Annotated in this window: 12 protein-coding genes; 9 read left to right on the forward strand and 3 right to left on the reverse strand. The window is 64.0% G+C overall.

What is annotated here, in order from left to right:
* Positions 1-90 precede the first annotated feature (90 nt).
* The 3 genes from fghA to rpoH all read left to right on the forward strand — a co-directional run bounded on the left by fghA (position 91) and on the right by rpoH (position 2803).
* Entirely contained in the window at positions 91-957 is an 867-nt protein-coding gene (gene fghA, locus ASE30_RS20780; RefSeq protein ID WP_057286170.1) for an S-formylglutathione hydrolase, read from the forward strand.
* A 98-nt stretch (positions 958-1055) separates the two neighbouring features.
* Positions 1056-1745, forward strand: coding sequence for a hypothetical protein (locus ASE30_RS20785; protein WP_057286171.1), 690 nt, complete (start codon positions 1056-1058; stop codon positions 1743-1745).
* Between the two features lie 173 nt (positions 1746-1918).
* The gene (gene rpoH, locus ASE30_RS20790; RefSeq protein WP_057286172.1) at positions 1919-2803 is read left to right on the forward strand and encodes an RNA polymerase sigma factor RpoH; all 885 of its coding nucleotides are present in this window, start codon (positions 1919-1921) and stop codon (positions 2801-2803) included.
* A gap of 287 nt (positions 2804-3090) precedes the next feature.
* Here rpoH and ASE30_RS20795 read toward each other — a convergent pair whose 3' ends face one another.
* Positions 3091-3885, reverse strand: coding sequence for a phosphodiesterase (locus ASE30_RS20795; RefSeq protein ID WP_200964456.1), 795 nt, complete (start codon positions 3883-3885; stop codon positions 3091-3093).
* A gap of 241 nt (positions 3886-4126) precedes the next feature.
* Between ASE30_RS20795 and ASE30_RS20800 the strand changes: the two genes are divergently transcribed.
* Positions 4127-6826, forward strand: a complete 2700-nt coding sequence (locus ASE30_RS20800) for a cation:proton antiporter (protein WP_057286174.1) — start codon at positions 4127-4129, stop codon at positions 6824-6826.
* Positions 6827-6828: 2 nt separating this feature from the next.
* Here ASE30_RS20800 and ASE30_RS20805 read toward each other — a convergent pair whose 3' ends face one another.
* Positions 6829-7635 (reverse strand): NUDIX hydrolase family protein, encoded by an 807-nt coding sequence (locus tag ASE30_RS20805; protein WP_057286175.1) that lies wholly within the window; start codon positions 7633-7635, stop codon positions 6829-6831.
* 287 nt (positions 7636-7922) lie between these two features.
* Here ASE30_RS20805 and coxB point away from each other — a divergent pair, with 287 nt between their 5' ends.
* The 5 genes from coxB to ASE30_RS20825 all read left to right on the forward strand — a co-directional run bounded on the left by coxB (position 7923) and on the right by ASE30_RS20825 (position 12096).
* Positions 7923-9080 (forward strand): cytochrome c oxidase subunit II, encoded by a 1158-nt coding sequence (gene coxB / locus ASE30_RS20810; RefSeq protein ID WP_057286319.1) that lies wholly within the window; start codon positions 7923-7925, stop codon positions 9078-9080.
* A 104-nt stretch (positions 9081-9184) separates the two neighbouring features.
* The gene (ctaD, locus tag ASE30_RS20815) at positions 9185-10792 is read left to right on the forward strand and encodes a cytochrome c oxidase subunit I (RefSeq protein ID WP_057286176.1); all 1608 of its coding nucleotides are present in this window, start codon (positions 9185-9187) and stop codon (positions 10790-10792) included.
* A 31-nt stretch (positions 10793-10823) separates the two neighbouring features.
* Positions 10824-10949, forward strand: a complete 126-nt coding sequence (locus ASE30_RS29625) for a cytochrome oxidase small assembly protein (protein ID WP_235515301.1) — start codon at positions 10824-10826, stop codon at positions 10947-10949.
* A gap of 9 nt (positions 10950-10958) precedes the next feature.
* Complete coding sequence (locus tag ASE30_RS20820) at positions 10959-11183, forward strand: DUF2970 domain-containing protein (RefSeq protein ID WP_057286177.1); 225 nt, start codon at positions 10959-10961, stop codon at positions 11181-11183.
* A 37-nt stretch (positions 11184-11220) separates the two neighbouring features.
* Positions 11221-12096 (forward strand): cytochrome c oxidase subunit 3, encoded by an 876-nt coding sequence (locus tag ASE30_RS20825; RefSeq protein ID WP_057286178.1) that lies wholly within the window; start codon positions 11221-11223, stop codon positions 12094-12096.
* Between the two features lie 163 nt (positions 12097-12259).
* Here ASE30_RS20825 and ASE30_RS20830 read toward each other — a convergent pair whose 3' ends face one another.
* Positions 12260-12460, reverse strand: a complete 201-nt coding sequence (locus ASE30_RS20830) for a twin transmembrane helix small protein (RefSeq protein WP_008166451.1) — start codon at positions 12458-12460, stop codon at positions 12260-12262.
* Positions 12461-12481 lie beyond the last annotated feature (21 nt).

A 12481-nucleotide genomic window follows, 5' to 3' on the forward strand; every position in this document is an offset into this window, starting at 1 on the left:
AGCGCAGGTTAACATTCGGCGACGGAACGTCGTACCGTGGATATACCCTAACCCGCCGACGCTTTTTTCACCCCCGACCGGAGAACACCTATGGCTGTGGCCCTGGAGCTCATTTCCCAGCATCGCTGCTTTGGCGGCACGCAGCGCTACTACCGCCACGCGTCGTCGGAAATCGGCCTGCCCATGCGTTTTTCCGTCTATGTTCCGCCGCAGGCCGAACAGGGTCCGGTGCCGGTGCTGTTCTACCTGGCGGGCCTGACCTGCACGGAAGAGACCTTCATGATCAAGGCGGGGGCCCAGCGGCTGGCGGCCGAACTCGGCGTCATGCTGGTCGCGCCGGACACCAGTCCGCGCGGCGCCGGCGTGCCCGGCGAGGAAGAAAGCTGGGATCTCGGCACGGGCGCCGGCTTCTATCTGGATGCCACCACGCCTGTCTGGCGCGATCACTACCGCATGTATAGCTACGTGACCCAGGAGCTGCACGGCATCGTCACGGGCGGCGCCCTGCCAGGCGATGCGTCGCGCACGGGCATCTTCGGCCACTCCATGGGCGGGCATGGCGCCCTGGTGCTGGCGCTGCGCAATCCCGCCAAGTTCCGTTCAGTCTCCGCCTTCGCGCCCATCGCAGCGCCCAGCCAGTGTCCGTGGGGCAAGAAGGCGTTCGGCGCCTACCTGGGCGACAACGTGGAGGACTGGGCCGCCTATGACGCGTCGGCCCTGATGCGCGGCCTGAAGCAGCCATTTCCGGACGGCATCCTCATCGATCAGGGCGACTCGGACCAATTCCTGGCGGAGCAGTTGTATCCCGAGGTTTTCGAGGCCGCCTGCGCCGCCGCCGGCCAGCCCCTCGTGCTGCGCCGCCAGGCCGGTTACGACCATGGCTATTACTTCATCTCGACGTTCCTCGAAGATCACATCCGGTTTCACGTCGAGCGCCTTGGAAAACGGGATGCCTGAAGGCCCGCTTCTATACTGGGGAGCCTGCCGCGGGATGCCGGGGGCGCCTCGCGGGCGCCTGGCTGCCATCCGCGGCGGTTTCAATAGGAACGCCTGATTTGATCAACGGAATCGCTCCCTTCGTCTGGATACTGCTGGGCGCCGTCGTCGTCCTGCTGCCCGGGATCGTCATGTTGCTGGGCCGGGGCGGCCCGCGCGACGAGCGTGGCCGCCGCCTGTTCCAGTTCCGGCCGGTGCGCCGCCTGTGCGGGCTGATGCTTGTGTGCCTGGGATGCGTGTCGGGGCTGCTGGCGCTGTCCCTGGTGCAATTCTTCAGGCTGACGGCCGATGAACCCGTCGCCCGCATCGACGTCCGCCAGCAGGCCGAAGGCCAGTTCCAGGTGAACGCCAGCGCGCCGGGCATCGGACCCAAGCAGTATGTGCTGTACGGAGACCAATGGCAGATCGACGCGCGCGTGGTTCGCTGGAGGCTGCCCGCCCTGATGGCGGGCGTGCCGCCGCTGTATCGGCTTGAACGCCTGTCCGGACGGTACAGCGACGCCGCGCGGGAAGCCTCGGCCACCCGTTCCGTACACGCGCTGGACGACTGGCCCGCGCCGGACCTCGGTTCGCTGAAAAAGAGCTTTCCGAACTGGTTCCCCTTCGTCGATGTCCAATTCGGCAGCGGCGCCTATATGCCCATGTTCGATGGCGCCAAATACCAGGTCTTTCTGGACCCCCGGGGTGCGCTCTTCATCCGTCCGGACGGCGAGGCCACCGCCGAAGGCCTCAAGCGCCTGGGCTGGTGAGCCGCCGACGATCGGCCGCGGCATTTCCCCCGGCACAGGCCCTGAAATAAATAGGGCCGCATGAAGAAATCGGAAACTTTGACGCGCCGCAATAGTCGAATTAGCACTCCAATAACTAGAGTGCTAACATCGAATCCATGTCGTTACCCCTTCGCTATCCGGAGACCCCCGCTATGAAGCAACCCAGTACCTCGTTGGCCGCTTCCGGCAACGCCCTGGCGTTGGCCATTGCCAATCCGGGCGCTCTCGGCACGATCGACGCTTATATTTCCTCGGTCAACCGCCTGCCGGTCCTGTCCGCGGAACGTGAAACGGAACTTGGCCGCCGCCTGCGCGACCAGGAAGACCTGGGCGCCGCCCGCGAATTGATTCTGTCGCATCTGCGTCTGGTGGTATCGGTGGCTCGCCAGTACCTAGGTTACGGCCTGCCCCACGCCGATCTCATCCAGGAAGGCAACGTCGGCCTGATGAAGGCCGTCAAGCGCTTCGACCCCGAACGGGGCGTGCGTCTGGTGTCGTTCGCCGTGCACTGGATCAAGGCCGAAATCCACGAATACATCATCCGCAACTGGCGCCTGGTCAAGGTGGCAACCACCAAGGCCCAGCGCAAGCTGTTCTTCAATCTGCGCAGCATGCGCCCCGACGGCCAGACCCTCGATCCCGAACAGGTCGATCACATCGCCCGCGAGCTGAATGTGCGCCGCGAAGACGTGAGCGAAATGGAAGTCCGCATGTCGGGCCGCGACATGTCGCTGGAAAACCAGGACGACGACGACGACAGCTACGCGCCCATCGCCTACCTGTCCGACGAAGGCCGCCAGGAACCCACGCGCGTGCTGGAACGCGCCGCGCGCGACCAGCTTCAAAGTTCCGGCCTGACCGGCGCGCTCGATGCGCTGGACGCCCGTTCGCGCCGCATCGTCGAAGCGCGCTGGCTGCAGGACGATGGCGGCGCCACCTTGCACGAGCTCGCGCAGGAATTCGGCGTGTCGGCCGAGCGCATCCGCCAGATCGAAGCCGCTGCCCTGAAAAAGATGCGCGGCAACCTGGCATCGTGATCCGTTCTTGAGCTTGACCGTGCGAAGGGCCGCTTTAGTGCGGCCCTTTTCTTTGATGCTTTCGACCCGGATGATGGTCAATAAATTGATACAAATTTGGGGCGGGAATTCGGCGATTTCCAGAAACTTAATGGGGATGGCACCACCTAACTTCATGTAGACCGCGAACTTCGGTTAGCAGTCTTGTCATCCGTCTCGGCTTCTCCTCTTTCCCCTCCCCTATGAGACGGATGCTTGCGGGGCACCAATGCATATCGGTGCCCCGTTTTTTATTTGCGCGTCGCGCTCTACGCCGCTTGTGCGCTGTCCGGCGCCACCAGCGCCGTATGCCATAGCGCATCCTGCACACGGCGCACGCCCGTGGCCATCGATCCGTCCTGATAAAGCTTGATCCACCGGTAACCGGGCGCCATGTTGTCCACCACATGCTTGCCGTCGCGAATACTGAACTGGAAGCACGTCGACGGCGTGGCCAGCATGCGCAGATTGTGCCGGCGGCGGTCGAACTCATGATGCACGTGCCCCCACAGCAGCACCCGGACCTGCGGCCAATGCGTCAGCCGCTTGAATAGCGCCTGCGGGTTGTCGATCATCATCGAGTCATGCCAGTGGCTGTCGATCTGCATGGGGTTGTGATGCATCGCGATCAGCGTGTGGCGGCCGGGCGCTTGCGCCAGCGCTCCTTCCAGCATGTCCAGTTGGCTGTCGGCCAAATGCCCGGCGTTCGAGCCGGGTACGGTCGTGTCCAGCGTCACCACGCGCCATGCGCCCACGTCCGTCACGGGCGCAGACCATTCGGGCAGTTCCTGCCGCAGCACGGCCGGCTGGTCGTGATTGCCGGGCAGGCAACGGATGCTGGCGCGGTCGAGCGCGCCGGCCTTGGACAGGATGTCGGCAAAGCGGCGGTAGCCGGCGGCCTCGCCATCCTGCGACAGGTCGCCGGTGGCCAGCAGCAGATCGGGATGCTTGCCGTCGGCTTCGATCTGGCGCAGTACCGCGCGCAGGCTCGCATCGGTGTTGACGCCCAGCATCACCGTGTCGGGTTCACCGAACAAATGGCTGTCGGTCAATTGGACGAGCATGGCGGGCGCATCTAGCCGCCGGGGCAGGGAATGGACGCGGGCCACATGCCGCTCCTGGAAAGTTCGCGTGATGCCACATTACCCAAAAAACATGGCGCGGCGCGTATCTCAAGTCTCTGTCGGGGTAACGAAACGTGCGTTCCGCGTGACGCTCCGCCGCCCTCGGCCACGGGCATGGAAAAAAAGCCGCTATTCTTGTGGAACTTCACACACGTTTTGCGATCGGGACGCGGCCTTACCCATGGATGTTGGTTTTCTTGTATTTGGCCTCGCGGGCCTGCTCACGCTGGTCTGCTTCATGCCGCCCTTGGCCGGCCGCCTCAAGCTGCCGTATTCGGTGCTGCTTGCCATTGTCGGCTGTCTGCTGGGCATCATCATTCATGTCCACGGCTGGGCTCCCAGCTGGATCGGCGACTTCCTTGATTCGCTGGAACGCTTCGAGATTTCCTCGGAGACTTTCCTCATGGTGTTCCTGCCGGTGTTGTTGTTCGAGACCGCGCTGTCCATGAACGTGCGGCGGCTGATGGACGACATCGGCCCCATTCTGATGATGGCCATCGTGGCCGTGGTGGTCTGCACGGTGGTGGTCGGCGTCACCCTGGATGCCATCTCGCCGTATGGGCTGGTGGTCTGCCTGCTGCTGGGCGCCATCGTCGCGACCACCGATCCGGTGGCGGTGGTCGGCATCTTCCGGGAGGTCGGCGCGCCCAAGCGGCTGACGACGCTGGTCGAGGGCGAAAGCCTGTTCAACGACGCGGCCTCCATCGCGCTGTATTCCGTGCTGCTGGCGGTCTTGAGCGGCCACGGGGAATTGACGGTAAGCGGAATTTTCAACGACTTCATCGTCCACTTCATCGGCGGCGGCGTGGCGGGCTTTGCCATGGGGCGGCTGGCGTGCTTCCTGTTCGCCTGGCTGCGCGGCTTTCCGACGGCCGAGATCACGCTGACCCTGACGCTGGCCTATCTTTCCTTTTTCATTTCCGAGCACTACCTGAATGTCTCGGGCGTCGTGGCCACCGTGATCGCGGGCCTGGTGGTGGGTTCCACCGGGCGCACGCGCATGTCGCCCACCACCTTCGAATACCTGGCCAGCGCCTGGGGCCAGTTCGGCTTCTGGGCGAATTCCCTGATCTTCCTGTTCGCGGCCATGCTTATTCCCAAGCTGATGGCCGCCGCTGAATGGCAGGAGGTGGTGCTGGTGGGCGTGGTGTTCGTCGTGACGCTGATCGCGCGCGCGATCGTGGTGTTCGGCCTGCTGCCGCTGCTGGGGTTGACCCGGCTGGGCACCAAGGTCAGCAACCCTTACAAGGTAGTGATGCTGTGGGGCGGATTGCGTGGCGCGGTGTCGCTGGCGCTGGCGCTGGCGGTCACCGAGCAGACCGGCGTGCCCGAAGAGGCGCGCCAGTTCATCGCCGTGGCCACCACCGGGTTCGTGCTGATGACCTTGTTCGTCAACGGGATCAGCCTTCGGCCGCTGATCAGCATGCTGGGGCTGAACCAGCTATCGCCGGTGGAGCGCACCATCCGCAACCAGGTGCTGGCGGTGGCGCTGGAAGACCTGCAGGGCAAGACGGACGAGGTGGCCAAGACGGAACACATCGGCAACGAGGTCCGCGACCGGATTCGCGCCGTGTTCGACGCCAGCCTGGCCAGCGTGCATGATGGCCAGGTCAGTCAGATGACCGACGAGCAGCGCGTGTCGGTGGGGCTGGCCATCGTGGCGCAGCGCGAAGAGGAAATGTTCTTCGACATCCTGAAGGCGCAGATCGTGGATTGGCGCATGGCGGAAGCGCTGCTGGCGCGGGCGGAACGGCTGGAAGATGCGATCCGGCTGGGGGGCGTGCCCGGCTTCGAGCGCGCCATCGTGGCCGACGTGCGTTATTCCAACGCCTTCCGCCTGGCCTTGCGCCTGCACTATGTGTTTGGGTTCCAGGGCTGGCTGGCCCGTGAACTGGGCCAGCGGTTCGCCAACCTGATGAGCAAGCGGTCGGTCGCGCAGCGCCTGATCGCCTTTGCCCGCGAACAGATTACCCCGCTGCTGGGCGAGGAAGCGACGCAGCGCATCGTGTCCCTGCATCAGCGCCGGCTGGACCTGATCGAAAACGCCATGCAGGCCCTGAACCTGCAGTACCCGTCGTACGCGCAGTGGCTGCAGGAAAGCTATCTGGGCCGCGTCGCCCGCGAACTCGAGCGCATCCGCTATCGCGACATGCTTGAACAGTTTCTGATCAGCGGCGAGGTCTACGCGGACCTGATGGAGCAATTGAAAAGCCGCTGGGCGCATATCGACAAGCATCCGCCGCTGGACATCGAAATGAGCGCGGCCGAACTGATCAAGCGCGTGCCGTTGTTCGAGGGGCTGTCGCCCGATTCCCTGCGCGCCATCAGCAAGTTGCTCAAGCCGCGCCTGTCCCTGCCCGATCAGCGGGTCCTGACCCAGGGCCGGCACGGCGAGGAAATGTGCTTCGTGGCGTCGGGCGCCGTGGCCGTCCACCTGCCTGACAACACCATGATCGAACTGGGCAGCGGCGAATTCTTCGGTGAACTCGGCCTGTTGGGCGAACAGCAGCTCAACCCGGATGTGACCTCGCTGGGGTATAGCAAGCTGCTGATGCTGTCTTCGCGCGACTTCCACGCCCTGCTGGCGCGGGACGAAAACCTGCGCGAGCGCATTCAGGTGGTAGCCAAGCAGCGGCTGCGTGCCATCGAGGTCTGGAAACAGTTCTCGCAGGCGTCCAGTGCCGCGCCTGCCCCGACGCCCGCGCCGGTGTCGGCGCCCAGCCCGGCGCAGGCGGCCGAAGCCGCGGAAGCGGCGGGCGTCAGTGGTGCTTTGGCCGGTGAGGACGCGCGGGCGATCCGCGAGTTGCGCGGGGAAGATACCCGCGATGACGGCGCGCCCGGAGACACGGTGCTGGGAACGCCGGAAACGGCGCCCCGCTGAACTCAGACCGCGCCCGCGGCCTGGCGCCGCATGATGTCCTCGATGAGCACCAGCGCCGCTTCCAGCGTGAATTCGCCTTCGATGATCCGGTGCACCGCCGTGTCCACATCGATGGTGGCGATCTCCATGACTTCGCCGTCGCGGTTGGCGGGGCGGGCGTCCGCCGCCAGCACGCAGGTGCTGGTCAGCACATCTTCCACCTGATAGCCCTCGGGCAGGCGGCGATGGATGCGCAGGATGGTGCGCAGGGGCGAACGGCGCGCCAGGTCCGGCTCGTCCAGGCCGGCTTCTTCGCCGCATTCGCGCACCAGCGCCAATTCCAGGTCCTCGCCGCTGCCGGCCAGACCGCCCACCAGGGTGTCCCACATACCGGGATCGGTTGATTTGCTGAGCGAACGCCGCGCCACCCACAGCCGGCCGTCCGGCGTCCAGGCGTTCAGGTGCACGGCCTTGGTCAGCAGACCCAGCGGCCGCACGGCCGCGCGTTCGATCACGCCCAGCGCCTGATCGCCGTCCATAACGTCCAGCAATTCATCGCGCCAGCCCCGCAAGCAGTTGGCTTGGCGCAACAGTTCGGCCGCCTGTTTCAGCACGGCGTCGAGCTCCTTGCCCGGCGCCATGCCCTCTCCGATGCGCAGTGCGGTGTCGTCCGAGTCCATGCGCGCCGCGCCGCGCAGCGCGTCGCAAGCGGCGTGCGTGGCCCAGCCGCAGCGGCGCCCCGCTATATATAGAGCGCGCGCGCCTTCAGGGGCGGGCTCCTGCGCACGGGCGCACAGGGCGGCATACAAATCGGACAACTGCTTATGCATCGTGGCGCCATGGTGAGGATGTTGCCGACGATTTTATGCCACCCTGTTTACGGCGCGCGGTCAAGAGGGGCGGCCAGATGGGGGCGGGCCGGATGAATTCAAGGGCACTAACTTACATCTGTTTGCGCGTCCGCTATAATCCGCCAGTTTCTTTGTGATTTCGAGTGGGAACGACAGGGCCGCTCTATCTCCCTGCAACGCCCTGCCATCTAATAATTGCGCGTTGCCCGGTTCCGGTGACTTCAGCCACCAGCGAATGGGCCTTCGCGCCGTATTTCGAGGTAAGCATGAAGAAGTGGAGAGGGGTACTGGGGGCTTGTGCGATGCTGATTGGCAGCGTGGCCGGCGCTCAGGTGCAAAACATGCCCGGCGGTCCGAAGGTCAATCAGCTCAACCTGCATGAAGGTGTCACGGCGATTTCGCGCGACATCATGTGGCTGCATTGGTTGCTGCTCACTATCTGTATCGTGATCTTCATCGGCGTCTTCGGAGTGATGTTCTACTCCATCTGGGCGCACCGGAAGTCGCGCGGCCACAAGGCGGCGACCTTTCACGAACACCTGGGCGTCGAAGTCGCCTGGACAGTCATCCCCTTCATCATCGTCATTGCCATGGCGTTGCCGGCCACCAAGACGGTTGTCGCCATGAAGGACACGTCCAGCGCCGACCTGACCGTCAAGGTCACCGGCTACCAATGGAAGTGGGGATACGAGTATCTCGACGGCTCGGCCGCGGGCATCAAGTTCCTGTCCACGCTGGCTACCCCGCGCGCGCAGATCGAGAACCGCGAGCCCAAGGGCCAGTTCTATCTGATGGAAGTGGACAACCACATGGTCGTCCCCGTGAACAAGAAAGTTCGCGTCGTCCTCACCGCCGCGGACGTCATCCATTCCTGGATGATTCCCGACTTCGGCGTGAAGCAGGACGCCATCCCCGGCTTCCTGCGCGACGCCTGGTTCAACGCCGAAAAGCCCGGTATCTACCGTGGCCAGTGCGCGGAACTCTGCGGCAAGGACCACGCCTTCATGCCCATCGTCGTGGAAGTCCTGGCGCAAGCCGACTACGATAAGTGGGTTGAAGACCAAAAGAAGAAGATGGCGGCAAACGCCGACGATCCCAATAAAGAGTGGACGGAAGCCGAACTGGTTGCCCGCGGCGAAAAGGTTTTCGCGGCGAATTGCGTGGCCTGTCACCAGGCCAACGGCAAGGGCATCCCGGGCTCTTTCCCGCCCCTCGACGGAGACAAGGTTGTTCTGGGTCCGAAGGCGGAACAGATCAACACCGTGCTGAAGGGCAAGCCCGGCACCGCGATGGCGGCTTTCGGCGGGCAGCTCAACGATGTCGAGATCGCAGCGGTCATCAGCTATACGCGCCATGCCTGGAGCAATGCAGGCAAGGGGCAGGACCCGACGGTTCCACCGAAGGACATCGCGGCGGCGCGTTGATCGCGCACGCCCAGTCCCTTCACCGTAGAACCGGTTCCGTTTAGTTAGAGATACCCTGTCCGCTCCGTTGAACGGGGCGGGCACTCAGCAGGAAGGAGTCCATCATGAGCAGCGTCACTGTAGACCACGTGTCGCCGGGCCACGGCCACGGTCACGATGACCACCACCACGGCACGCCCACGGGCTGGCGCAGGTGGCTTTTTGCCACGAACCACAAAGACATCGGGACGATGTATCTCATCTTCTCGTTCGTCATGCTTCTGGAAGGCGGGACGCTGGCCCTGCTGCTGCGCACCGAGCTCTTCGAGCCGGGCCTGCAGTTCTTCCGCCCCGAACTCTTCAACCAGTTCACCACCATGCACGGCCTCATCATGGTGTTCGGCGCCATCATGCCGGCCTTCGTGGGTTTTGCGAACTGGATGATCCCGATGCAGATCGGCGCGTCCGACATGGCGTTCGCCCGCATGAACAACTTCAGCTTCTGGCTGCTGCCGGTGGCCGCGATCATGCTGACGGTCTCGTTCTTCGTGCCCGGCGGCGCCACCGCCGCCGGCTGGACGCTGTACGCGCCGCTGTCGCTGCAGATGGGTCCGGGCATGGACCTGGCCATCTTCGCCATCCACATCATGGGCGCCTCGTCCATCATGGGCGCCATCAACATCATCGTCACCATCCTGAACATGCGCGCGCCCGGCCTGACGCTGATGAAGATGCCGCTGTTCTGCTGGACCTGGCTGATCACCGCGTTCCTGCTGCTGGCCGTGATGCCGGTGCTGGCCGCGGCCATCACGATGGTGCTGACCGACCGCCACTTCGGCACGGGCTTCTTCAATGCGGCGGCCGGCGGCGACCCGGTCCTGTACCAGCACGTGTTCTGGTTCTTCGGGCACCCCGAGGTCTACATCATGATCTTGCCGGCGTTCGGGATCGTGTCGGCCATCGTGCCCGCGTTCGCCCGCAAGAAGCTCTTCGGCTACGCCTCGATGGTGTACGCCACCGCCTCCATCGCCGTGCTGTCGTTCATCGTGTGGGCCCACCACATGTTCACGACGGGCATGCCGGTGACGGGGCAGCTCTACTTCATGTACGCCACCATGCTCATCTCCATTCCCACCGGGGTGAAGGTGTTCAACTGGGTCGCCACGATGTGGCGCGGGTCCATGACGTTCGAAACCCCGATGCTGTTCTCGATCGGCTTCATCTTCGTGTTCACCATGGGCGGCTTCACCGGCCTGATCCTGTCGGTGGCCCCCATCGACATCCAGGTGCATGACACGTACTACGTGGTGGCGCACTTCCATTACGTGCTGGTCGCGGGTTCCCTGTTCGCCCTGTTTGCCGGCGCCTATTACTGGGTGCCCAAGTGGACGGGCCGCATGTACAGCGAAAAGCTGGGCAAGCTGCACTTCTGGTCCACGCTGATCTCGTTCAACGTGACCTTCTTCCCGATGCACTTCCTGGGCCTGGCGGGCATGCCGCGCCGCTATGCCGATTACGCCGCGCAGTTCACGACGTTCCATCAGCTCGCCACCATCGGCGCGTTCTGGTTCGGCCTGTCGCAGCTCATTTTCCTGTGGGCGATCGTGCGCTGCTACAGGGGCAAGGGCGAACGCGCCGCGGCCAAGCCGTGGGAAGGCGCCGAGGGACTGGAATGGACGGTGCCTTCGCCCGCGCCTTTCCACACCTTCGAAACGCCCCCCGAAGTAAAGTGAACCCGTCTTTCACGTTTCAGGTAGCACAGCAATGACACCCGAGCAGCGCCGTCGCAACAAGATCGCAGGACTGGTTCTTCTGGTTTTCGTCCTTGCCGTGTTTGCCTGGACCGTGATTCGCGGTTCGGCGCTGCTGACCGGCAAGGCCGTCGGTTAGGCCACGGCCATGAGCGACGACCTTCGCGAAACCTCTCAGCGCAAGCTGAGTTTCCTTCAGACGATGAAGGCGGTGGCGTGGGGGTTCTTCGGCGTCCGCAAGGGCGCGGGATACCGGGAAGACAGCGCCAGGCTCAATCCGGTCCACGTGATCGTGGCTGGGCTGCTGGCGGCGGCACTCTTCGTTACTGTGCTGGTATTAATTGTGCGTTGGGCCGTTTCCAGCCTGACTTGAATCACTTAATCTAAAAATCTGTACCAGGGAGAAAGCCATGAGTGCAAGCCACTCGGTTCAAGGTAAAGAGGCACCGTACTACTTCGTGCCCGCCGACTCGGGCCACCCCGTGCGCACGGCCGTGGCGCTGTTGTTCATGGGCCTGGGCGCCGCCGCCTGGGTTAACGGCGTCAGCGCGGGCAAATGGGCCGTCCTGGCGGGATTCATCGGCTTGATCGTGGTGTTGTATTACTGGTTCGGCGACGCGATCCACGAATCCGAATCCGGCTTGAACAGCAAGCGCATCGACGGTTCCTACCGTTGGAGCATGAGCTGGTTCATCTTCTCCGAAGTCATGTTCTTCGCTGCGTTCTTCGGCGCGCTCTGGTATACCCGCACGATCACGACGCCGTGGCTGGGCGACATCGATCACCGGCTGATGCTGTGGCCCGATTTTCAGGCGACGTGGCCGAACTTCGGCCCGGCCGGCGTGGTCGAGACCTTCCAGACCGTCGGCCCCTTCTGGCTGCCCACGATCAACACGGCGCTCTTGCTGAGCTCGGGCGTGACGCTGACCATCGCCCACCATGCGCTGCGCGAAAACCATCGCAACAAGACCATGTTCTGGCTGGCGGCCACCGTCATCCTGGGCTTCATCTTCGTGGCCTGTCAGGCCGCCGAGTACATTCATGCCTATACTGAGCTGAACCTCAAGTTCAACTCGGGCGCGTACGGCTCGCTGTTCTACATGCTGACGGGTTTCCACGGTTTCCACGTGATCCTGGGCGCCACCATGCTGACGGTCATTCTGATCCGCCTGATGCGTGGCCACTTCACGGCCGACCACCACTTCGGTTTCGAGGGCGCGGCCTGGTATTGGCACTTCGTGGACGTCGTGTGGCTGGGGCTGTACCTGTTCGTGTACTGGTTCTGACACCTGCCGGCAAATCCCCGGCGGTCATTGCGGCACAAGAAAGCGCGACGGGCGCCGGGCGGCAAGCCGGGCATCCGCCGCGCTTTCAAGCTATTGAACGGGGGCGTGCGCCCTTGCCCAGGCCCGGGGCCGGCAGGCCTTGGGGAACTGGGGGTCAGGGCGCCTATCTAAATCCGGTGCTCTCGATCCAGCCCATGTGATGGGCGAACAGCACAAACAGGAACAGGGCGACCGACAGTCCGATGCGCACCGTCAGCGCGTTGACCGTACGGTTGGTGGTACCTTTGTCCCGCATCAGGTAGACCAGGGCGGATGCCAGACTGGCCAGGATCCCGACGAAGGCCAGAACGACGAAAACGCGCATAGTGGTCTCCAGACAAATCAG

The organism is Achromobacter sp. Root83 (genome assembly GCF_001428845.1).
In the GTDB taxonomy this organism is placed as follows: domain Bacteria; phylum Pseudomonadota; class Gammaproteobacteria; order Burkholderiales; family Burkholderiaceae_B; genus Achromobacter.

Excerpts from the sequence above, each read along its gene's own strand:
- ASE30_RS20825 (WP_057286178.1), top strand. The coding sequence starts at position 11,221 with ATGAGTGCAAGCCACTCGGTTCAAGGTAAAGAGGCACCGTACTACTTC.
- ASE30_RS20820 (WP_057286177.1), top strand. The coding sequence starts at position 10,959 with ATGAGCGACGACCTTCGCGAAACCTCTCAGCGCAAGCTGAGTTTCCTT.
- coxB (WP_057286319.1), top strand. The coding sequence starts at position 7,923 with ATGAAGAAGTGGAGAGGGGTACTGGGGGCTTGTGCGATGCTGATTGGC.
- fghA (WP_057286170.1), top strand. The coding sequence starts at position 91 with ATGGCTGTGGCCCTGGAGCTCATTTCCCAGCATCGCTGCTTTGGCGGC.
- ASE30_RS20795 (WP_200964456.1), bottom strand. The coding sequence starts at position 3,885 with ATGCTCGTCCAATTGACCGACAGCCATTTGTTCGGTGAACCCGACACG.
- ASE30_RS20805 (WP_057286175.1), bottom strand. The coding sequence starts at position 7,635 with ATGCATAAGCAGTTGTCCGATTTGTATGCCGCCCTGTGCGCCCGTGCG.
- ctaD (WP_057286176.1), top strand. The coding sequence starts at position 9,185 with ATGAGCAGCGTCACTGTAGACCACGTGTCGCCGGGCCACGGCCACGGT.
- ASE30_RS20830 (WP_008166451.1), bottom strand. The coding sequence starts at position 12,460 with ATGCGCGTTTTCGTCGTTCTGGCCTTCGTCGGGATCCTGGCCAGTCTG.
- rpoH (WP_057286172.1), top strand. The coding sequence starts at position 1,919 with ATGAAGCAACCCAGTACCTCGTTGGCCGCTTCCGGCAACGCCCTGGCG.
- ASE30_RS29625 (WP_235515301.1), top strand. The coding sequence starts at position 10,824 with ATGACACCCGAGCAGCGCCGTCGCAACAAGATCGCAGGACTGGTTCTT.
- ASE30_RS20800 (WP_057286174.1), top strand. The coding sequence starts at position 4,127 with ATGGATGTTGGTTTTCTTGTATTTGGCCTCGCGGGCCTGCTCACGCTG.